Source organism: Klebsiella sp. 141203 (assembly GCF_032601985.1).
Lineage (GTDB): Bacteria > Pseudomonadota > Gammaproteobacteria > Enterobacterales > Enterobacteriaceae > Klebsiella > Klebsiella aerogenes.
On record NZ_JAQIRL010000002.1, the window covers coordinates 966,116 to 986,632 of the forward strand.

General features: G+C 52.3%; 18 protein-coding genes. 10 read left to right on the forward strand and 8 right to left on the reverse strand.

Going from position 1 to position 20,517, the window contains the following annotated elements:
- Nucleotides 1-114 precede the first annotated feature (114 nt).
- Complete coding sequence (locus PGR29_RS12290) at nucleotides 115-1,278, forward strand: M20 aminoacylase family protein (RefSeq protein ID WP_316424607.1); 1,164 nt, start codon at nucleotides 115-117, stop codon at nucleotides 1,276-1,278.
- Between the two features lie 78 nt (nucleotides 1,279-1,356).
- On the opposite strand, the gene PGR29_RS12295 is transcribed toward PGR29_RS12290, so the two are convergent.
- The 3 genes from PGR29_RS12295 to PGR29_RS12305 all read right to left on the reverse strand — a co-directional run bounded on the left by PGR29_RS12295 (nucleotide 1,357) and on the right by PGR29_RS12305 (nucleotide 3,803).
- Complete coding sequence (locus PGR29_RS12295; RefSeq protein WP_316424657.1) at nucleotides 1,357-2,103, reverse strand: SDR family NAD(P)-dependent oxidoreductase; 747 nt, start codon at nucleotides 2,101-2,103, stop codon at nucleotides 1,357-1,359.
- A gap of 70 nt (nucleotides 2,104-2,173) precedes the next feature.
- The gene (locus tag PGR29_RS12300; protein ID WP_316424608.1) at nucleotides 2,174-2,863 is read right to left on the reverse strand and encodes a helix-turn-helix transcriptional regulator; all 690 of its coding nucleotides are present in this window, start codon (nucleotides 2,861-2,863) and stop codon (nucleotides 2,174-2,176) included.
- A gap of 40 nt (nucleotides 2,864-2,903) precedes the next feature.
- Nucleotides 2,904-3,803, reverse strand: coding sequence for a LysR family transcriptional regulator (locus PGR29_RS12305; protein WP_045366971.1), 900 nt, complete (start codon nucleotides 3,801-3,803; stop codon nucleotides 2,904-2,906).
- A gap of 295 nt (nucleotides 3,804-4,098) precedes the next feature.
- Here PGR29_RS12305 and PGR29_RS12310 point away from each other — a divergent pair, with 295 nt between their 5' ends.
- From PGR29_RS12310 to PGR29_RS12330, 5 genes are all read left to right on the forward strand, one after another.
- The gene (locus PGR29_RS12310) at nucleotides 4,099-5,328 is read left to right on the forward strand and encodes an MFS transporter (protein WP_316424610.1); all 1,230 of its coding nucleotides are present in this window, start codon (nucleotides 4,099-4,101) and stop codon (nucleotides 5,326-5,328) included.
- Between the two features lie 13 nt (nucleotides 5,329-5,341).
- Entirely contained in the window at nucleotides 5,342-6,370 is a 1,029-nt protein-coding gene (locus tag PGR29_RS12315) for an alpha/beta hydrolase (protein ID WP_316424611.1), read from the forward strand.
- 417 nt (nucleotides 6,371-6,787) lie between these two features.
- A complete protein-coding gene (leuE, locus tag PGR29_RS12320; protein ID WP_316424613.1) occupies nucleotides 6,788-7,432 on the forward strand; it encodes a leucine efflux protein LeuE in 645 nt (214 codons plus the stop codon).
- A gap of 230 nt (nucleotides 7,433-7,662) precedes the next feature.
- Nucleotides 7,663-8,553, forward strand: coding sequence for a LysR family transcriptional regulator (locus PGR29_RS12325; protein ID WP_316424658.1), 891 nt, complete (start codon nucleotides 7,663-7,665; stop codon nucleotides 8,551-8,553).
- Nucleotides 8,554-8,702: 149 nt separating this feature from the next.
- Entirely contained in the window at nucleotides 8,703-9,695 is a 993-nt protein-coding gene (locus PGR29_RS12330) for a zinc-dependent alcohol dehydrogenase family protein (protein ID WP_316424614.1), read from the forward strand.
- Nucleotides 9,696-9,937: 242 nt separating this feature from the next.
- Here PGR29_RS12330 and PGR29_RS12335 read toward each other — a convergent pair whose 3' ends face one another.
- Nucleotides 9,938-10,294 (reverse strand): ASCH domain-containing protein, encoded by a 357-nt coding sequence (locus PGR29_RS12335; RefSeq protein ID WP_161798772.1) that lies wholly within the window; start codon nucleotides 10,292-10,294, stop codon nucleotides 9,938-9,940.
- A 340-nt stretch (nucleotides 10,295-10,634) separates the two neighbouring features.
- Here PGR29_RS12335 and PGR29_RS12340 point away from each other — a divergent pair, with 340 nt between their 5' ends.
- The 3 genes from PGR29_RS12340 (at nucleotide 10,635) to PGR29_RS12350 (ending at nucleotide 12,911) form a co-directional block, all read left to right on the forward strand.
- Nucleotides 10,635-11,183, forward strand: coding sequence for a GNAT family N-acetyltransferase (locus PGR29_RS12340; RefSeq protein WP_015705173.1), 549 nt, complete (start codon nucleotides 10,635-10,637; stop codon nucleotides 11,181-11,183).
- Between the two features lie 252 nt (nucleotides 11,184-11,435).
- Nucleotides 11,436-12,056, forward strand: coding sequence for a histidine phosphatase family protein (locus PGR29_RS12345; RefSeq protein ID WP_316424615.1), 621 nt, complete (start codon nucleotides 11,436-11,438; stop codon nucleotides 12,054-12,056).
- Nucleotides 12,057-12,326: 270 nt separating this feature from the next.
- Nucleotides 12,327-12,911, forward strand: coding sequence for a helix-turn-helix domain-containing protein (locus PGR29_RS12350; protein WP_316424616.1), 585 nt, complete (start codon nucleotides 12,327-12,329; stop codon nucleotides 12,909-12,911).
- Between the two features lie 19 nt (nucleotides 12,912-12,930).
- Here PGR29_RS12350 and PGR29_RS12355 read toward each other — a convergent pair whose 3' ends face one another.
- Nucleotides 12,931-13,374 carry an acetyltransferase gene (locus tag PGR29_RS12355; protein WP_316424617.1) on the reverse strand — a complete coding sequence of 148 codons (444 nt, stop codon included), beginning with the start codon at nucleotides 13,372-13,374 and terminating at the stop codon, nucleotides 12,931-12,933.
- 359 nt (nucleotides 13,375-13,733) lie between these two features.
- Complete coding sequence (locus PGR29_RS12360) at nucleotides 13,734-15,335, reverse strand: aldehyde dehydrogenase family protein (RefSeq protein ID WP_316424618.1); 1,602 nt, start codon at nucleotides 15,333-15,335, stop codon at nucleotides 13,734-13,736.
- Nucleotides 15,336-15,612: 277 nt separating this feature from the next.
- Here PGR29_RS12360 and PGR29_RS12365 point away from each other — a divergent pair, with 277 nt between their 5' ends.
- Nucleotides 15,613-16,623, forward strand: coding sequence for an AraC family transcriptional regulator (locus PGR29_RS12365; RefSeq protein ID WP_213793734.1), 1,011 nt, complete (start codon nucleotides 15,613-15,615; stop codon nucleotides 16,621-16,623).
- Nucleotides 16,624-16,682: 59 nt separating this feature from the next.
- On the opposite strand, the gene fdhF is transcribed toward PGR29_RS12365, so the two are convergent.
- Both fdhF and PGR29_RS12375 read right to left on the reverse strand, forming a co-directional pair.
- The gene (gene fdhF / locus PGR29_RS12370) at nucleotides 16,683-18,833 is read right to left on the reverse strand and encodes a formate dehydrogenase subunit alpha (protein ID WP_113375016.1); all 2,151 of its coding nucleotides are present in this window, start codon (nucleotides 18,831-18,833) and stop codon (nucleotides 16,683-16,685) included.
- A 244-nt stretch (nucleotides 18,834-19,077) separates the two neighbouring features.
- A complete protein-coding gene (locus PGR29_RS12375) occupies nucleotides 19,078-20,169 on the reverse strand; it encodes a malate/lactate/ureidoglycolate dehydrogenase (protein ID WP_015705181.1) in 1,092 nt (363 codons plus the stop codon).
- Nucleotides 20,170-20,517 lie beyond the last annotated feature (348 nt).

A 20,517-nucleotide genomic window follows, 5' to 3' on the forward strand; every position in this document is an offset into this window, starting at 1 on the left:
CAAAAATCATCATCGCTGAAGTTGTCAGCCGCGGGGGCGAAAGGATATAACGAAGGGTGCCGCCTGGAAGCAGCAGGACGGGGACTACTCATTCAGTAATGAAAGGAACAGGACATGGCGGTATCGTCTTCACTGATTGCCGAAGCTATCGGCTGGCGTCGCGATTTTCATGCTCATCCGGAGCTCGGGTACCAGGAGCAGGAGACCTCGCGTCGGGTCGCCGGGCTACTGGCTTCGTTCGGCCTGCAGGTGCATGTCGGGCTGGCCGGTACCGGGGTGGTCGCGACGCTCGAGAATGGCCCGGGGCCGGTGATTGGCCTGCGCGCCGATATGGATGCGCTGCCGATCGCTGAACAGGGGGCGGTGGAATATCGTTCGCGTCATGCTGGCGTAATGCATGCCTGCGGCCATGACGGCCACACCGCCATGCTGTTGGCCGCCGCCGCGCACCTTGCCCAGACCCGCAACTTTGGCGGCACCGTGCATTTTGTCTTTCAACCCGCGGAGGAGAACCTCGGCGGCGCGCGCAAAATGGTGGAAGAGGGGTTGTTCGAGCGCTTCCCGATGGACGCCATTTACGCGTTGCACAACTGGCCAGGCTTGCCGCTGGGGCATGTGGCGGTGAATCCCGGGGCAATGATGGCCTCGCTTGACGCCTTTGAGATAACGCTCACCGGTAAAAGCTGCCATGCGGCGATGCCGGAGAGCGGCGCCGACCCTATCGTCGCCGCCGCACAGCTGATTATGGCGTTGCAGACGATTCCGTCGCGACGCCTGTCGCCGCAGGATTCCGCGGTGGTCAGCATTACCCAGATCAACGGCGGCGAGGCGATCAACGTGCTGCCGGACCGCGTGGTGCTGCGCGGGACTTTTCGCTGCCTGAGCAATACGGTGCGCGAGCGGGTAAAAAAACTGATTGAGCAATACGTGCATACGCAGCCGCAGGTTTCCGACGTTGACGGTCAGATTACGTGGTATCCAGGCTATCCGGTGACCAAAAATGATGAACAAGAGGCGCTGAAGGTGCGCGAGGTGGCGCAGGCCGAGCTCGGCGAAGCCGCGGTGCGCTGGCAGATCAATCCTTCCATGGCGTCGGAGGATTTTGCCTGCATGCTGGAAGTGTGTCCCGGCGCCTATTTCTGGATAGGGACAGATGGCGAGACGCCCTCGAGGCCGCTGCATAATGCCAGCTACGATTTTAACGACGATCTGCTGGCGCCCGGCGTGGCGCTGTGGACGGCGCTGGTGGAAAAGCTGCTGCCTGCCGGGAAGGGCTAAGTTTTCGTGCGCCGCGGAAAGCGGGTCAAGGGTCTCCGGGCGCCAACATCTTGCAGTTAAAAAAGCCTCGATGGGAGTTCACTCAGCTAAATAACCCCCATCGATGGGATAAACGCCGCCGGTACAGAACGCCGCATTTTCTGACAGCAAAAACAGTATGAAGTCTGCTATTTCTTGCATTTTTGCCATCCTCTTCATTGGGTGGCTATTGGCGAAACTACGTACGATATTGTCAGGGAATTCACTCATTCGTGGCGTTTGGACGTAGCCCGGAGCGACGGCATTGATTCGAATACCTTGCGTTGCAAACTCTAATGCTGCGGTTTGGGTCAAACCGATGATACCGTGTTTAGCCACGGTGTAAGGCGCTAATCCTGGAATGCCAACCAGACCATTGACTGCAGATAAATTAACGATAGAACCGCCAGATTTTATCATCTCAGGTATTTCGTATTTTAGGCAGTAAAAAACGCCGCTCAATGAAGTGGCAATAACTTTTTCCCAGTTTTCAACCGTCTGCTCTGTTATATTTTTACCATGCTCACCTGTTATGCCCGCATTATTTACAGCATAATCAAGTCTGCCAAAATGTTTGATAACATCAGCAATCATTTCCTCTACTTGTTCAGGTTGCGACACATCGCATCCGATCCCCAGCGCCTGTTGCCCCTGTGAAGATAATTGTTTCGCTTTTTGGATGGCCTGCTCTGGCGAGCGGGAGACAATAACGACCTTAGCACCATGTTGGTGTAATTGCTCTGCGACTGCCTCACCTATCCCTGTAGTACTTCCTGTGATGACAGCAACTTTATTCTGGAAATTCATCATTCCCCCTATGACGTAGAATTGAGTCTTTCATCTGGGGGAGTATACAAAATCGCTGTGACAGTTTTTGTCAGTACTCTTTCTCCTCGTCGATCCCTTCTTTTATTCTCCATTTTTTCAATAAAGCCATCCGGCTTTCCCTGTACATAGAGCCCAGTTGTGCCATCTCTGAAATTTTGTCAGTTCTAAAGTGACGAAAATCATTTCTCATTTCACACCACGCGACCAAAAGCCAACATGACTGCATATATGCCAATCCGATGGGCCATATAACACGAGAAGAGTAAGCGCCTTTCTTGTCACAATATTTTATTTGGACCCTACTTTGCTTTTTAATAGCATCGCGAATGTTTTTGAAAAATACCTCATTGCTCTCGGAAGGACCGATCACATAGGATTGGCTTTCAATAAGATTTTTTAATTCGTCAGGAATGACGGCGTGTATTTTGGCAAGCGCATTCCTTGCTACGTTTTTGAAATCATCATCCGTGCTATGAGATACCCAGTTTAGCCCAAGGGTAATGGCATTGATTTCTTCATGAGAAAGATTTAAGGGCGGCAAATGAAAATCGGACTTAACGATATAACCCATTCCGGCCCCACCTTCAATGCGAACCCCTTGATGCTGTAGCGTTTTTATATCTCTATAAAGCGAGCGCACGCTTATTTCTAATCTTTCTGAGAGCGTGGATGCCGTGATGGGATATCTTTGCGCCCTTAATATCTGTAGTAACTCGAGAAGCCTCTCTGTTCTGGTCATATTGATAAATCCATCCTGATACTGCGAAAAAATCTTAAACCTAAAGTTTCCCGTTCATGCGCAGCGCATCAACAACGAGTGAGAAGGCAGGGGAAGGCTGTTTGCGGCTGGGATAATAAAGATAGTAGCCCGGAAAAGGATGACACCAGGACTCAAGCACCCGCACGAGACGACCTTCTCTGATGTGTGAGCCGAATTCCTCTTCAGGTAAAAAGGCGATGCCTAACCCGGCCAGGGCGGCGTCGACAACATGGTCCGACGTGTTAAACGTCAACTGTCCATTAACCCGGACCTTCAACTCTCCTCCCTCGCGATCGAATTCCCAGACATAAATCCCGCCGGAGCGGACCATGCGCATATTAATACACTGATGCTGCGTCAGATCATGAGGCGTTTTCGGCACCGGGTATCGTGCGAAATAATCTGGCGAGGCGGCTGCTGCCATGCGCAGTTTCGGGCCGATTGGCATCGCTATCATATCTTTATCAATCGTATCGCCAAGCCGCACGCCCGCATCAAACCGATCCGCCACGATATCCCGGAATCCGTGATTAGCATCGAACTCAATATGAATATCCGGATATTCGCGGAGCAGCGGCGCCAGCTTGGGCAGCAGGGTCGTTTTCAGCACGTTCGGCCCGCAGGTGATGCGGACGATTCCTGCAGGCTTGTCCCGCAGTTCAGTCAGCATATCCAGCTCAGCCTCTATCTCGTCAATACGATGGCCCACCGATTGCAACAGCCGCTCGCCGGCGGCCGTCGGGGATACACTGCGGGTGGTCCGCGTCAGCAGGCGGATTTGCATCCGCTCTTCCAGCCCGGAAATCGCCTGGCTCAGCGCAGGCTGGGTCACGCCAAGCTGCGCGGCGGCACGCGTGAAGCTGCCTTCCCGCGCCACGGTGACGAAAGAGAGTAAATCGTTGAGGTTGCGTCTTGCCATGTTGGTTTCCAGGCTATTTATAAATTTTACTTATAAAGCTATTAAGCATTCATTAGCTAGTTTCACCGCTGCCTATTGGTAACAATAATGCGATGAAAAAGTCAACGCTAAACGAGATGGAAAATGCTCACCGTAAAACGACACGGCTGATGCTCCTCCTTGCCGGATTCAGGAGCGTGGATTGAGCCATCGAGCCTTCCATATCCATCGTTCTCTTTAACTCACGCGCTTATCCCCCACGTCGCCGTTTCAGGAGGGGGAGGGCATCGCATTATCAACAGAAAAGAAAGGCTAAATGCGTAATCAGAAAACTGAAACCAAAAACCAGAACGGAGCAAGTGAAAAACAACAGGCGCACTGGGGCGGCGTGTTTGCTATGACGCTGTGCGTCTTCGCCCTAATCGCCTCCGAGTTTATGCCGGTCAGCCTTCTGACATCGATGGCGCACTCCCTAAACGTCACCGAAGGCATGGCCGGGCAGGGGATCGCTATTTCCGGCGCGTTTGCGGTGGCGACCAGCCTGTTTATTTCCCGACTGGCAGGCACGCTTAACCGGAAAAACCTGCTGCTTGGCCTGACGTGCATCATGGCACTTTCGGGGGGCGTCATTGCGATGGCACCTAATTACCTGACCTATATGACCGGCCGGGCCCTGATTGGCATCGTGGTCGGCGGGTTCTGGTCGATGTCGGCGGCGACAGCGATGCGTCTGGTGCCGGTGCACCGTGTTCCGCTGGCCCTGGCCATTTTTAACAGCGGCAATGCGCTGGCAACCGTTGTGGCCGCGCCTCTGGGCAGCTGGCTGGGTTCCGTCATCGGCTGGCGGGGAGCCTTTTTCTGCCTGTTACCCGTCGCCATCGTGGCGTTTATCTGGCAACTACTCAGCCTGCCCTCGATGCCGGTTACCCGCCAGCCAGCGGGGGCCGGCAACGTCTTCATACTGTTACGCCGTCGGGTGGTCATGCTGGGCATGCTGGGGGTGGGGATCTTCTTTATGGGGCAGTTCACGCTCTTTACCTATATCCGGCCTTTCCTTGAGACGGTCACGAAGGTAGACGCCTCAGCGGTGACTCTCATCCTGCTGGTCATCGGGATGGCGGGTTTCATCGGCACCACGCTGATTGGCCGGGTATTGAAGCGCGGATTCTACCCGACGCTAATGGCGATTCCCGTGCTGATGGCGATCGTCGCGCTGGCCCTGATCGTGTTTGGCAGCCAGGTGGCCATCGTGACGGCCTTGCTCGGGCTGTGGGGGTTTATTTCAACCGCCGCGCCCGTGGGATGGTGGGCATGGGTTCCACGCACGTTCCCGCAGAATGCCGAAGCGGGCGGCGGGCTGATGGTGGCGATGGTGCAATTGTCCATTGCGCTGGGATCCACCGTGGGGGGCGTGCTGTTCGACCATCATGGCTACCAGAGCACCTTCCTGGCCAGCGCCGCGATGTTGATTATCGCAACCGTACTGATTTTCCTGACCTCACGTGCAGACGCGTCTGCCGAGGGTTTTTCATCACACTCGTCCTGACAAGGAAACTATCATGAATAAATTTGCGTTAGCCCTGGGAATGTTCATCAGCGCATTTGCCGCCTCGGCGGCGGATATGTCCAGAGGCGCTGATAACTTTTATAAAAGCGAAAAAGTGACGCAGCAGAAAGTCACCTTTAAAAATCAGTATCAAATGAACGTGGTCGGCAGTCTGTTTATGCCGAAAACGATAAATCAGAACGCCAAAAACCCGGCGATCGTCGTAGGTCATCCAATGGGCGCGGTCAAGGAACAAAGCGCAAACCTATACGCGCAGAAGCTGGCGGAGCAGGGGTTTGTTACGCTGGCGATCGATCTCTCGTTCTGGGGAGAAAGCGAAGGCAAGCCGGGGCACCTGATTTCACCGGAAATCTACGCGGATGATTTCAGCGCGGCGGTGGATTACCTCAGTACACAATCGTTTATTGATCCAGAAAATATCGGCGTGCTGGGCATCTGCGGCAGCGGAAGTTTTGTCATCAGCGCCGCGAAAATTGACCCGCGTATGAAAGCTATCGCCACCGTCAGCATGTATGACATGGGAGCCGCCTTCCGTAATGGCCTTAACCACTCTCAGACGCTGGAACAGCGTAAGGCCTTTATCCAGTCGGCCATTGAGCAGCGGTTTGCCGAATTCAAAGGAGGAGAGAAAACTTATATTCCGGGCACTGTGAATAAGCTGGACGCTTCCACGCCGGAAATTCAGCGCGAGTTCTTTGATTTCTACCGTACCGAACGCGGCGGTTATACCCCGCAGGGCGAGGAAGAGGAACTGACGACAAAACCGATGCTGAGCAGTATCGGTAAGTTTATGAACTTCTACCCGTTCAATGATATTGAAACCATTTCGCCGCGTCCGATGCTCTTTATTACCGGTGACCAGGCCCATTCAAAAGAGTTCAGCGAGGATGCCTTTAAACGCGCCGGTCAACCTAAAGAGCTGTATGTCGTTCCGGGGGCTGGGCACGTCGATCTGTATGACCGCACGGACGTGATCCCCTTCGACAAGCTGACGAACTTTTTCCGCAACAACCTGAAATAACGCGTGGAAATGGGTTGTATCAACAGCTACCGGCCTTCGGGTCGGTAGTGGGGCGTAATTTGATCAAAAGGACAAAATGCCGCCGCATCACTGAGAGTTGAAATGTCTGTGTAGGCCAAAGGCGAACAGTTTGGTTTTTGAGCATCCAGTATGCTGCATTATTGAGCAAGAAAATAAGCGCTCAAATTATTTAGCTGAGCGATTTGGTTTTCAGTTCCAGAGGCTTGTTAAATATCGCGATAAAAATGTACGCCTGCTAATTCGTCCGAAATTCGCTATTCAGTCTTAATAAACGTTTGCTCGTCCGCTCTATGCCAGGAGTGGAAATTGGCTGAGTAGAAAGCAGCCGTGATGTGTTTTCATTAACGCTGGTTACGTTAGAATAGCCTCGATAAAAACGAGAGAGCTGGAGTAAAAATGTTTGCTGATTTTGGTATCGTGAATTTCTGGACGTATCTGCTTGGTGCGACACTGATAGTGCTTGCTCCTGGCCCTGAGACCATGTTCGTGATCAAAACAAGCATTACGAGCGGCGTCAAACGAGGCTTTGCTGCAATATTTTCCATTCTGATGAGTGACGTACTTCTGGTTCTGCTGGCATGGTGTGGGCTGGCCGCAGTCATAAGCTCAACTCCAGCCTTATTTAACGCCATCAAATACGCAGGTGCTGCCTATCTTTTCTATCTCGGTGTCCAGACGATACGCGCTATCTTTAAGCCAACTATCGAAACGAGTGAGGAAAAGAAATCTTCAGCTGATGCTAAGGGGATCATCGGGCGTGGAATGCTGGTTACGCTACTGAATCCAAAGACACTGCTGTTCTATATCTCTTTCTTCGCCCAGTTCATCAATGTTCAGGCTGAACATTCCTGGATGGCGTTTATCATTCTGGCTGCGGTGATGTTCGCGATTACTCTCCTTTATTTCGGTTTCCTTGTTTTCTGCGGCTCTTATCTGCTAAGCCGTTTGAAAGGCAACCGTAGATTATCAACCATTGGAAACGCGCTGGTGGGTATGTTCTTCATCGGATTTGCCGCACGACTCGCAAGCGCAACTTCCTAACTAGACAGCTAAACCGCCTCACCGCGGTTTTTTTACGTTCTTACGCCGGATGGGACGACCGCTGTTCGCTCACAGCAAACCTCGCAATGCTTCAGGCGGTCCGCTTAGTGCCAAAAGCGGACATTTTGAAAGCCATAAAGTCCTTAACTTGATGCCCATCGGAATTGTTTACTTTACAATATCAGCCACTAACAGCCTAAATAGAGCCAGGTGATCACGTGCACACCAACATGATTGAATACCTAAATATTTTCATCCAGGTTGTTGAGCAAGGTAGTTTCTCCAAAGCCGCTGACGTGCTTCAAATCCATCGCCCCACCGTGAGCAAAGCGATACAGCAAATTGAGCATGATCTGGGTGTAAAACTGATTAATCGCACAACCCGCAAACTTAGCATTACTGCTGAAGGAGATGAGTTTTATCATCATGCCAGGCATGTGCTGGCCGAAGTGAATGACATGATGGCTAGTTTTTCACCGACCCTTCCCCCTCGGGGGCGGCTCAGACTTGATGTCCCGCTGGCGCTGGCTCACGCCATACTGATCCCTAATCTCAAACATTTCCAGTCTCTATATCCTGATATTGACGTCGTTCTGGTTTCATCGGACAAAAAAACCGATTTGATCGCTGAAGGTGTGGACTGTCTTGTCCGCCTGGGCGAGCTTCAGGATTCGAGTTTTATCTCCAGACGTCTTGGTGACATCAGAATGGTCACCTGTGCAGCTCCATCATACCTGCAACAACATGGACGACCGGAAACACTTGCGGATCTGGAGCAGCATCGGGCAATAAATTTTTTCAGCGATCACAGTCGTGATGTAATGGAATGGAAATTTATTAGGGACGGAAAGATCGTTTCGTTGCGTCCCGTGGGCAGCATGCTGGTTGATAATTCAGATATTCTGCTCTCCTGTGGTCTGGCGGGCCTCGGCATAATCCAGGGCACCTTTAACGCCCTTGCCCCACATATTGCTTCCGGCGCTCTTGAAGAGATTCTGACGCAATACCCTTCTGTGTCTAAGCCCGTGTCGGTGGTGTATCCGGACAGGCGCTACCTTTCTCCCAAAGTACGGGTCTTTATCGACTGGTTCAGTGAAGTTCTGACCATGCAGAACCGCTGAAACCAATGGATTGTTAACAGATAATTAATACTGAAGTTCTCTGTCAGCTATTTTTGGTACGTTTATAGCAGCGTAGATTGTCAGTAAATGAACCGGGCATGTCTTCAACAATATTCTAAAGATGTGCTGATAACTGACGAGAGCTGAATATGTCTAAAGTTGTTACCTTTAACCGCACCGGTGGTCCGGAAGTTTTGGAAGTTGTCGATGTGGAGGTGCCCGCACCAGCAGCGGGTGAAGTTAAGATTCGCGTACATGCTATTGGTCTTAACCGTGCAGAAATCATGTACCGCAACGGCCAATATGTTATTGAGCCGCAATTTCCGGCACGTCTTGGTTATGAAGCGGCTGGCGTTGTGCAGGCCGTAGGTGAGAATGTTGAGGCGTTTACCACTGGAGATCTGGTCAGCGTAATCCCTTCATTTATGTTTAATGAATACGGTATGTACGGCGAAGTGGTCAATGCACCTGTGCACGCTGTTGTGAAGCATCCTGAAAATCTTTCCTTTGAGGAAGCCGCTGCAAGCTGGATGATGTATGTCACTGCATATGGCGCGCTGGTTGAATATGGCAACCTTCAGGCTGGGCAGAATGTTGTGATCCGCGCGGCATCAAGCAGCGTAGGACTGGCTGCCATACAGATAGCCAACATGCTGGGTGCTAAAGCCATTGCGCTTACCCGGACTGCCGAAAAAAGAGACATGCTTCTTAAAGCGGGTGCCGCCACTGCTATAGCTACCGCTGAGCAGGATATGGTTGGGGAAATCAATCATGCGACAGATGGCATGGGCGCCCATATTGTTTTTGATCCTGTCGGTGGTCCGGACGTGGCAAAACTGACCCAGGTGATGGCACCGCAAGGTATGTTCTTCCAGTATGGGGCGCTCGACAGCCGCGACATGCTTGTGCCTGTCTTTGATATTCTCGGTAAGCATCTCACGCTCCGTGGTTACGAGCTGTTTGAAATCACGACGGACCCTGAAAAAATGGCACGCGCAAAATCCTTCGTCACCGAAGGGTTACGTTCCGGCAAACTGAAACCTGTCATTGATAAAACATTCCCGCTTCAGGATATTGCGGATGCACAGCGCTATATGGAAGCAAATGGACAAGTTGGCAAAATCGTCGTGACCGTTGAGTAATCCTTACCGCAACATTTTATAAATGAGACTGGCGCAGCCTGGATATTTTCCAGGCTTTTTATTGTTCGTGACTTCGATGCAATGGCTCAGGCAGGTAATGGCTTCGATTTCCCTCACTTGAAAATTAAATGTCAGTTTCTCGCTCTCAGCGGACCTTCAGCTTCGTTAACACGTCCGCTTAGTGCCAGGAACGGACGTTTATGAAAAGGGTGATAGATAAACATCAGCAATTTTCTCTCCGATTACAGCACCTCAACCACTTCGAATTCTTCTGCGATCAACTCCATATCCTCAGAAAAATGACCTTCACGGATGAAAAATCGCTGATGCTCTTTCTTCCAGTATTCAAGACTTAAATCGCCTTCACCCTCTTTGCGAGCAAACTCCTCATTAATATCGCAAAAACGCACCAATTGTAGCGAAACCAGCCGGATCACGCATACCGGGACATTCTGTCCATCAAGAATTATGTTATAGCTGCCAATCCTCGGAGCAGATTCTTCCTGTTGGTAAGAGGCAAAAGATCCACAAGAGGCCGTTTTGATTCCTTTTTTAATAAGGTTAGCAAGCTCGCTTGCCAGTTCTGGACTGTCTCCCATTTGCCAGGCCCCTGCGCCTGGATATTTCATTTCTATTTCCTTAAGCTTAACCATTAATGCATCTGCCTAATCGTTGATGAAAAAAAAGTAATAATAGTATTAGCATTAATGGGTTCACCATTAACAGTAATACGTTACCTCAGATAGTGTGGTTTGCTCTTCGCTCAGACTGGAGCTTAAACTCAGTTGGTTCATCCGCGCAGTGCCAAAAATTGCCCTTGACTGCTTGTTAACCGCTCCTTCTATAGTATGGATATTTTCTGTACATCAAGATACATTGAGATAGCTATTTAATGGCTTAAACAGTAATAGACACTAAGTTCAGGAAGGAAAAGTGCTGATGCCAATACCTATACTCTATACAGAACGCTTACTGTTAAAACCATTATCCTCAGAAGATGCCTCACAAATTCAGATACTTTATCCTCGCTGGGAGATTGTTCGGTACATGGTCTCATCAGTACCGTGGCCCTATCCGGATAATGGCGCCGAGAATTATGTCAATAACGTTGCCTTGCCTGATATAGCAAATGGAATCGCTTGGATCTGGACTATTAGGCATCGTGAAACACCTGACAACATGGTAGGTTTAATCTGTCTTTATGATGTTGAGGATAACAACCGAGGATTTTGGTTAGCACCGGAGCATCAGGGCAAAGGTTTTATGCGTGAGGCCTGTAACGCAGCTACAGATTATTGGTTCAATTCCTTAAATAAGACTATATTGCGTGCGCCGAAAGCGGCTCTCAATAACCGCTCCAAACGTATCTCACAAAGCAGTGGCATGAGGCTCATTAGGACTGAAAAGAAAGCATATGTCAGCGGTCTGCTGGATTCCGAGCTATGGGAAATCACACGTGACGAATGGAATGCTCGTAAAGGTGGCTGATAAGCTGATGGCATGTCCGCTAAGCGCTCCCAGCGGACCTTCAGCTTCGTTAACACATCCGCTCCGTGCCAAAAGCGGAAGTTAACTACGGATAAAATTCAGCGCCCCACACCCAGAGCCGCTGCATAACGGCAATAAGCTACACTTGTTCATTATTTCCACAACAGGAAAGCCTTCCGCTGCTTCAACGGTGTGTGTTTGACATCGCGCAGTTGGGACATTTTGATCAACAACGAGCATGGCCCGCTAACGATGAAATTGATACTTGTTCGACACGCAGAAACAGAGTGGAATTTGGAAGGAATTATTCAGGGGCACAGCGATAGCTCCTTGACCTGTCGGGGCTTGCGTGAAACATCCGTCCTACTAGCAGCGTTTAGTGCAAGTGAGTATCAAATAGAGCATGTTTACGCTTCTCCGCTTGGACGTGCCTGGCAAATGGGGCAAAGCCTGGCTGAACACTTTCACTGTTCACTGACGGCTGAACCGGCCCTTAAAGAGCAGGCCTTTGGTCAGTTTGAAGGTATGCCGTTAGAACTACTCAGACAAAAACATCCAAACTATGCAAATGCATTATTCAGGCTTGATGCAGAGTATTGTCCACCAGGGGGGGAGTCACTGGCGCATGCTTCTCAGCGAGTTATGCGTTTTTTACAAAACCTGGAAGATACCTCATCACATCAACAAACAATATGTATTGTGTCTCACGGGCATGTCAGTCAGGGCACTCTCGCAATTCTTAAAGAAGGGACTGTCAATAGTTTCCCTCGCTATGCTCATCCCAATGCAAGTTATTCTGTTATCGACCTGATTAATGGAAAATGTATTGGCCTAAAGTGGGGGATTGCTACACATTTACGTCACCTGAATTAGTGGCTACCTTCCAGATATTGAAAACCCATCCTGCCAGAGTCATCATTATTTAAGCACAATGTCCGCTCCTCGCTCATAGCGGACCTCCAGCTCATTAACTTACCCGCGTTGTGCCGGGAGTGCGCATCGCAAACTCATGCTCTTCTGATGACGTAGGTACTTAAAATGATTGTCCAGCTATTGAAACCTGACTTTTTCACACTGACACAATCAATGATTCCAGCCTAATTTAGCTAATGGCATAATCAGGCTGGCGAAAGTGAGGGTGAAATGGATAAAAAAGATAAAAATCAGATAGTAGATAGCGACATTGCACAGTTATTACTAAAGCACAGGAAAGCTCGTAACTGGACGGTAACGGAGCTTGCTCAACGCTCAGGCGTGAGCCAGGCGATGATTAGTAAGATTGAACGAGGCGTCTCCAGTCCCAGCGCGACTATCCTTAGTCGTTTAGCGAACGCCATGAATATTACGCTATCAAAACTTTTCGCCGAGCTTGAGGAACATCAGAATTCGCTGGTTCGTTTCGCTCACCAGCAGCAGCATTGGACTGATGAACAATCAGGCATTATCCGTTGGACATTGTCCCCGGCGGGCGCCAGTCCGGAACTGATAAAAGTTGAAATCCCTGCAATGGGTCAACTGACGATCCCCGCCTCGGCTATTGAGCATCTTTGCGGGCAAACACTTTGGATGCTGAGCGGCAACCTTGATTTTAGGGTCAATCATCAGACCCATCACTTACAAGCGGGTGACTGTCTTGCTCTTACCTTTGCAGGCGAGTGCCAAATGACTAACCCGGATAGCGAACAGAGCTGTACATACATCGTTGCGTTTAGCCAAAAAAACAGATGATATTTTCCCTGCTAAACGGTTAGACGCCATTCCCTTTACTAAGGTGCAGCAGGGGATAAGGTCTTCCCTGACTATCCTGCCCGGAGCGCCCTGAAACCTGGAAACCCATATGTTGATAAAACCCGACGGCCTGTTGGTTTTGTTCATTGACGTCGACGCTTAAATCAGGATGAAGAGCAAGGGCATAGGATATCAACTGTTTTCCGACGCCAAGCCCGCGAGCAGCAGCATCTACGAACAGCGCCTCCAGATGACCATCATGTAAGAACATAAATCCGAGCGGAAGGTCTTCATCATTTGTCGCTACCCATACAGGGGTTTCTGAAAAAAAGCCGACCACCTCTTTTTCGATCTCTTGCCGGTCGTGAGCTGTCAGAAAATCGTGCGTAGCATCGACAGAACTTTTCCAAATTTGGATGATGTCTTCCGCTTCACAAGGTCGTGACATTCTGATTTTTATCATCTTTTCTGCCTTAAAGTGGACATGATTTTGGGTAATTACCTACAAAAAGAATCCACGTAATTTACTATGGTGTAATTAAATTCACAATAGTGATGATGTCGCCATGTCTATCGTTGCTAGCCTCACTTTCAGGTGCAGAATGCCACGACCGGCGCTGGCCCGATAGCGCTCAAACTGGCGTACAAGCCGTTTGAGCGTATGGAAAGCCGCGATGAGTTCCGATTTTATTGTTGTGGAGCTCACCCTATGCATGTCCTCAAGGTCACATTCACTGCCCCGGCTATGAAGCAGACTCGCTACAACTTAGTCGAGTAAGGGGCAGTTGGATAAGGCCTTTCAGGCCGATGTGTTGTACTGACTCAGAAATCTTTTTTACGGAAGCTATCGCGGATGGCGTCCCCCATCAGACAGGTCAGGTTCATCCAGGTAGGCTCGACTGCGAAATTCGCCATGTTTCCAGCCATATTGTCGAACGCTCGCTTGTTGGTGTAGAGCATGTGCCCTGGTGACATAAACTTTGCCTCCATGATCGATTTCTCAACGTTCTCGTAATTGAGTAGGTTGCCAAAGTTGCCGCGGCCAGAAACGAACGTCTTGCCTGCCTCATTTCCACCCCAGGTAAGATAGGGGTTGAGAAAAATGAAGGACGGCATGCTGTTGATGGCGACCGCACCATATTCCAGGTCAGACACCGCCTGCTCGAGTAATTTCTGATGGGCCTTTCTGGTGTCCTCATCGATAAGTATCGCGCTGGCGAGCGTGCCCAGGAGCTGGGTGTTGGCGAACTTGACGGCGCCGGGGAGAAAGTGCGCTGCATTGGCTGGCAGGTCAAGCGGCACCTCAGCGAGCACCAGGCTGAACGCTTCATGCGAAGTGGCGTAGCCACAGGGCTCAACGCCTGTTAGTAATATGACATCGGAATGCGGATACTTGCCGCCCTCGGGGCTCAGTACTTCCGCATCGGGATAGGCCTGGCGAAAACCATCCACGACCTTGTTGGCACCGGGGTAGTACATACCCATGGCTGGAGTAGTCTCCGAGATAGCGACCCGCAGCGCGTCGAGGAATTCCATGCGCTGCGGCCAGTGCTTGCTTGTCACCAGAGTCTGGGGACGACCGCAGTTCGCGCCACCATTGAACTTTGCCATGGTGGCTATCTGCACTGCCTGATGCTCAATTTCCTTCTTTGTCCATGGCCGGTCACCCGGCACGATGATGCATGGGTTATTGCCGCCGCATTCGGAGATAAGCGGCGTCTCTGTGGCTGACATAATAGCCTCGGCCGTTGCGGTTCCACCTGTAAAGTAAATCCGGGAGAGGCGGGGGTCTACTGTCAGGTCTTGTCCCCGATCGGCATCGCAGAAGCTCAGAACGCGCCGATCAATCAGCGGCTGCATGATCTTCGCCCAAATCCTGTCGGTTTCTTCGTTCAGGTGATGCTGTTTGTGTACGACCGCACAGTTCTCGAAGAAGATTGCTTTCAACACCTCGAGCGCTGAGCTGTAGTTACCGGCACCCAGCACGGCAATAATACCCGCGGGCTTTTCCATCGGATTGATTTGTTTCGGCGTGCCTTTCACACGGATGCGACTCTTCTGATCCGCGTACATCAACTTGTCCTTCCGCTCCTGCGGAAAGACATAAATGTCGTAGAGATCCTCACTCACTTTTTCCACGCTCAGCGGCTGTGGCATCTTGCCGTCGAGAATGGATTCATAAAGGATGATGGCTGCCGAGACGGTACTCGCCATAGGAACGACGGTAGCAACCTTAGACATTGGGTATGAAAAAAGAGGCGCACCGAGGATGCCATTCTTCATCTTGCTGTCGGCGAAGGCGAGGTCATCACCGTACTTCTTCAGGTTTGCACGGACTTCCTCCAGCAGACGCAAACGTTCTGCGGGAGATGTTGTGGTCCATTTTTGGGGATCCAGTTGGTCGATAGCTTCGGTAGCATTCATTGGAATTTCTCTATTGCTCAGATTGGACCGCCAGGACAGGTGGAACGTGTCCAGGCTGGTGCGATGTTTACACTCACTATAGGAAGCAAGCCGCGACAACGCTCTGGCAATCCGCGCCAATTTTAATGCGAGAGATGCCAGCACAGGGAGTGAGTCGCGAATGTTACAGGTTGGCGCAACGTGCAGTCATTGTGGCGCGGTTTGAAGGGGGTTAAGCGCACGACTGCTCTATACTCTGAGCGTCGGTTGAATGAGCAATAGTGACGGAGTTCTGAAGGTGCAAAACAAAACTTTTCCCATGGATATTGGCTGGCTGGCAATACTGAAGGACTTAGGTGTTCAGCCTGGCCATGTATTGCGTCGGGCCGGCCTTCCCGACGATTTACTCTCCCGTACAAGACAGGGGCTTTCTGGCGAAGACTATTTTTGTTTCTGGCGCGCTTTAGAGGCTGAGGCAAGTGATGCCATGTTTCCCTTACGCATTGTCGAGACTCTCTCGGCTGATTCTTTCAACCCACCACTGTTCGCTGCCCTGTGCAGCGCGAATCTGGTACAGGCTATGCAGCGCCTCGCCAAATACAAGCAACTTGTGGCGCCCATGAGCCTGGAAGTCAATACGGGTGACGCAGGCGAACTGGTCGTGACGCCTCGCTGGTTGTCGATACAAACCGAGGTACCTTACTCGCTGCAAGTGGCCGAGATTGCGTTTTTCGTGCGACTAGCCAGACTGGCTACCCGTGAGCACATTAAGGCGTATCGCGTTATCCTGCCGCGACTTCCATCCAGTCATTATCTCCGGCGTTACGAGAATTTCTTCGGCGTACCTGTGCAAAAGGGAGAGTATCCAGCAATCGCTTTCGCCGCTGTGGATGCTTTGCGTCCATTCCTGACGGTCAACGAAAGCATGTTTCACGCGTTCGAACCCGATCTTCGCCGTCGGCTCAGTGAACTCGATTCGACGGCGTCAACGGCGGAACGTGTGCGTGCTGTCTTACTGGAGCTGTTGCCTGGTAACGCGGCTACCATTGAGAAGGCCGCGGAACGACTGGGCTTAAGCAAGCGTACGCTTCAACGTCGGCTTGAGGAGGAGGGGGAAAACTTTCGCGCCCTGGTCAATATGGTGCGGGAGAGCCTTGCCCGACACTACCTGGCAAATACCACGATGTCCGGCGCAGAGATCGCTTTCCTCCTGGGATTCGAAGATCCCAATTCCTTTTATCGCGCATTCCAGGGGTGGACTGGGAAAACATCTGACAGCGTCCGTCATGCCAAAGAAGGCCTATTTTGATGTCAATCCAGACAACGTCAGATTCCAGGGAGAAGCTAATCTTCTCCCTGAATTTACCCTCAGGCGTTTGCCGCCGCCTTTAACCGCGCCTTCATCAGGCTATAGGTCGTCCAGGCGTACCGTTCCGCCCAGTCCTGGTCGGCAATAGCCTCTACCTTCACCGCGCAGTACTTGGTTTCCGGCGTTTTCGAGATAGGATCCAGATTATCCTGGGTAAGCTCATTACAGGCGCCGACCCACCACTGATAGGTCATGTACACCGCGCCGGGGTTGATCCGCTCGCTGAGATCGGCGCGAGTCATCACTTTGCCGCGCCGCGAACTCACCCATACCAGCTGACGATCGGCGATACCCGCCCGCTCGGCATCAGCAGGGTGCATTTGGATCCGGCCCGGTTCGTCCGCCAGCGACTGCAGCGCCGCGCAGTTGCCGGTCATTGAACGGCAGGAGTAATGGCCGACTTCGCGCACCGTGCAGAGCACCAGCGGGAAATCATCGTCCGGCGTTTCCGCCGGCGCGCGCCATGGCGCGGCGAACAGTTGCCCTTTGCCCGATGGGGTATCAAAGTGATTATCCTGATACAACCACGGCGTGCCGGGGTGATCGAGCGTCGGGCACGGCCACTGCACGTGGCCCATATCGCCCATTTTCTCCCAGGTTACGCCGTAGAACAGCGGGCAGAGTTCGCGCATTTCATCCCAGATTTGCTGGTTACTGGTGTAATGCATTGGATAGCCCATCTCGCTGGCCAGTAGGCTGATAATTTCCCAATCGCGTTTCACGTTACCTGTGGGCGGAATAGCCTGTTCAAAACGCTGGAAGCCGCGGTCGGCGCAGGTAAAGACGCCGCCGTGCTCGCCCCAGGATGTCGCCGGCAGGAGTACGTCAGCCACTTCCGCCGTTTTAGTCATAAAGATATCCTGCACCACCACAAAATCCAGCGCTTCCATCCCTTTGCGTACCAGACCCAGATCGGCCTCGGTTTGCAGCGGATCCTCGCCCATGATGTAGTAGGCTTTGATTTCTCCCGCCAGCGCTTTATGCGGGACTTCAGTGATACGGGTGCCGATTTGCGTATCCATTAGCGCCGGATCGATGCCCCAGGCATTGGCGAATTTGGCGCGCACCGCGGCGTCGGTGACGTCCTGATAGCCCGGGAACTGGTTGGGTAGCACCCCCATGTCGCAGGCGCCCTGGACGTTATTTTGTCCGCGCACCGGGCCGACGCCGACGTTGGCCCGTCCGAGGTTGCCGGTCAGCAGCGCGAGGCTGGCGAGACCGCGGACGACATCAACCGCCTGGCCGAACTGGGTTACGCCCATTCCCCACATAATGGTGGCGGAAGGGGCGGCGGCGAAGGTGCGCATCGCCCGGCGGATGGCCAGCGCGGGGACGCCGACCAGCGCTTCCACAGCTTCGGGAGAGTAGTCTTTCACCGCCTCGCGGTAGGCCTCCAGCCCTTCGGTATAACGCTCAACGTAATCGTGATTGTAGAGATCTTCTTCCAGCAGGACATAGGCGAAGGCGTTGACCAGCGCCATATTGCTGCCATTGTTGAGTTGCAGATGCTGGTCGGCGATGCGGGCGGTTTCAATGCGCCGCGGATCGCAGACGATGATTTTCGCGCCGTTGTCGCGGGCTCTCAGTACCCGTCTCGCCACGATAGGGTGAGAATCGGCGCAGTTATAGCCAAAGACCAGCAGACATTTTGAGTTCTCAATATCGCTTATCGAGTTGCTCATCGCGCCATTGCCGAGAGAAGCCTGTAGGCCGGCGACCGACGGCCCGTGGCAAACGCGGGCGCAGCAGTCGACGTTATTGGTATTGAGTACCGCACGGGCGAATTTCTGCATCACGTAATTGGTTTCATTACCGGTGCCGCGGGACGATCCGGTAGTCATAATGGCGCGCGGGCCATATTTGGCCTTGATCTCGCGGAGCTTAGCGGCGGTGTAGCGAATCGCTTCTTCCCAGCTGACCGGGGTGAACGGGCCGCCTTTCTGATAACGAATCATCGGCTGCTTGAGGCGAGGCGTGAGAAGCTGCGTGTCGTTGAGGAAATCCCAGCCGTAGTAGCCTTTCAGGCATAGCTGGTTTTGATTGGTGACACCGTCGGCGGCCTCAGCGCGAATGATTTTATCATTTTCGACAACCAATTTGAGTTTACAACCCGCCCCGCAATAGGGGCACACGCTGGTAATTTTATTCATCAGTAACAGACCTGTTAACAGTGAAGATAGGGCGATAGCGCGCCGGGCCCGGCAGGCTACCGTCAGCAAACGCACGACGCTGAACGTCGTGCGATGCACTTCGATTGCATAATGCGTGCCAAAGTGAAGATAGCGCTGATGACGCGGGGTGAAGGTGATGAAGACGCGGGAAAATCACTGACGTCGTCACAAGTGACGATGACGCGGGACGCCGTGGCTGACGATCGCCCCGCGGGGGCTGAGGTTAAGCGTTGACTTCCATGTTCTGCTGCAATTGGTTCAACGTCTCCTGCGACATCCCGGCCTGGCGCGCGGCGGCGCAGATCGCCTGCCAGCTACTGGCATCGAGCGGAATACCGTTTGCCAGCCGCTGCTGACGATTGGCCGCTTCCCACTCACCCGGCGCCAGAATAGGCGTATCGGCATCGTGCGGCGACTGTTTACACCAGTCGATAAAGGCCTCGGTTTCGCGCTGCATCTGCGGCGCATCGAAGGCTTCCGGGCTGAGAATAATGGTAGTCATGCAGTTGAAGATGGCGTCGACGCAGCCCTGCAGGCTATCCTGGTGGGTCGTTTGTCCGCCCGAGACCGCGCCGCCGAGCACCTCGCACAGCGTCGCCAGGGCATAGCCTTTGTGTTGGGCAAAGGTGAGCAGGGCGCCAAGCGGCGAGGTCTGCATCACCGCCGGATCGGTGGTCGGTTCGCCGCGAGAATCAATCAATGAGCCGGCAGGCACCGCTTCGCCTTTATGCCATGCGACGCGGGTTTTGCCAAAAGCGATGGCGCTGGTGGCGTAATCGAGCAGCAGCGGCGGGTGGCCTTCACGCGGGAAGACCACGCAGAGCGGGTTAGTGCCGAAGCGGCTATCTTTGCCGCGAAATGGCGCCACCATCGGGTCGCCGACGACGCTGACGAAATGAATGGATATTAACCCCTGCGCGGCGCACTGTTCCGCCCAGTAACCGATGCGCCCGATATGGTGAGCATTGCGCAGCGCCACGGCGGCCAGGCCGTGCTGTTTGGCTTTTTCAATCCCCAACTGCATGGCTTCATGGGCAACGACCTGGCCGAAACCGGCGTTGCCGTCGAGGGTGACGACGGCGCCGGCGTCTTTCATCACGCTGGCGTGACGGTTAAGTTGCAGAAACCCTTCGCTATGGGATTTTACGTAACTCGGGATCATGCCGACGCCGTGGGAATCGTGTCCGGCAAGGTTGGCTGCGATCAGGTGGTCTGCGACCAGCGCGGCTTCGGTTGGCGTACTGCCCAGCTGCGTGAACAGGGTGGTGACGAAGTGGTGTAGCTCCGTGGGGCGAAATCGATGTCCTGTAGGCACGGATAGTCTCCTCGATGTATGTTGTTGTTTTGTTGCGTTTGCCGTTCCATGCTGCGCCGCAAGGCGCAGAAGATCAAGGAGCTAGCCGTAGAATTTAGGTTTAGAGATAATAAATCGGTATACTTATTAGTGTGAAAAAATAACCGATATATCATATGGATACGATCTTCTTAGCAAAGTGTTGTTTATAGAAGAAAGTAAATAGCGATACCGCCTTTATTTATTGAGGCTTTATATCTAGAGTTATATTTGTGACGCATTAAATGCGCACCAGACATTCGCCTGTATACCAATAAATATGCTCAGAGTATTTTCTTAAAGCATGGAAAACTCACACTAATGATATTC

What these genes read in the sequence shown, in the direction of transcription:
- PGR29_RS12290 (WP_316424607.1), top strand. Translation starts at nt 115, where the DNA reads ATGGCGGTATCGTCTTCACTGATTGCCGAAGCTATCGGCTGGCGTCGC.
- PGR29_RS12295 (WP_316424657.1), bottom strand. Translation starts at nt 2,103, where the DNA reads ATGAATTTCCAGAATAAAGTTGCTGTCATCACAGGAAGTACTACAGGG.
- PGR29_RS12300 (WP_316424608.1), bottom strand. Translation starts at nt 2,863, where the DNA reads ATGACCAGAACAGAGAGGCTTCTCGAGTTACTACAGATATTAAGGGCG.
- PGR29_RS12305 (WP_045366971.1), bottom strand. Translation starts at nt 3,803, where the DNA reads ATGGCAAGACGCAACCTCAACGATTTACTCTCTTTCGTCACCGTGGCG.
- PGR29_RS12310 (WP_316424610.1), top strand. Translation starts at nt 4,099, where the DNA reads ATGCGTAATCAGAAAACTGAAACCAAAAACCAGAACGGAGCAAGTGAA.
- PGR29_RS12315 (WP_316424611.1), top strand. Translation starts at nt 5,342, where the DNA reads ATGAATAAATTTGCGTTAGCCCTGGGAATGTTCATCAGCGCATTTGCC.
- leuE (WP_316424613.1), top strand. Translation starts at nt 6,788, where the DNA reads ATGTTTGCTGATTTTGGTATCGTGAATTTCTGGACGTATCTGCTTGGT.
- PGR29_RS12325 (WP_316424658.1), top strand. Translation starts at nt 7,663, where the DNA reads ATGATTGAATACCTAAATATTTTCATCCAGGTTGTTGAGCAAGGTAGT.
- PGR29_RS12330 (WP_316424614.1), top strand. Translation starts at nt 8,703, where the DNA reads ATGTCTAAAGTTGTTACCTTTAACCGCACCGGTGGTCCGGAAGTTTTG.
- PGR29_RS12335 (WP_161798772.1), bottom strand. Translation starts at nt 10,294, where the DNA reads ATGGGAGACAGTCCAGAACTGGCAAGCGAGCTTGCTAACCTTATTAAA.
- PGR29_RS12340 (WP_015705173.1), top strand. Translation starts at nt 10,635, where the DNA reads ATGCCAATACCTATACTCTATACAGAACGCTTACTGTTAAAACCATTA.
- PGR29_RS12345 (WP_316424615.1), top strand. Translation starts at nt 11,436, where the DNA reads ATGAAATTGATACTTGTTCGACACGCAGAAACAGAGTGGAATTTGGAA.
- PGR29_RS12350 (WP_316424616.1), top strand. Translation starts at nt 12,327, where the DNA reads ATGGATAAAAAAGATAAAAATCAGATAGTAGATAGCGACATTGCACAG.
- PGR29_RS12355 (WP_316424617.1), bottom strand. Translation starts at nt 13,374, where the DNA reads ATGATAAAAATCAGAATGTCACGACCTTGTGAAGCGGAAGACATCATC.
- PGR29_RS12360 (WP_316424618.1), bottom strand. Translation starts at nt 15,335, where the DNA reads ATGAATGCTACCGAAGCTATCGACCAACTGGATCCCCAAAAATGGACC.
- fdhF (WP_113375016.1), bottom strand. Translation starts at nt 18,833, where the DNA reads ATGAATAAAATTACCAGCGTGTGCCCCTATTGCGGGGCGGGTTGTAAA.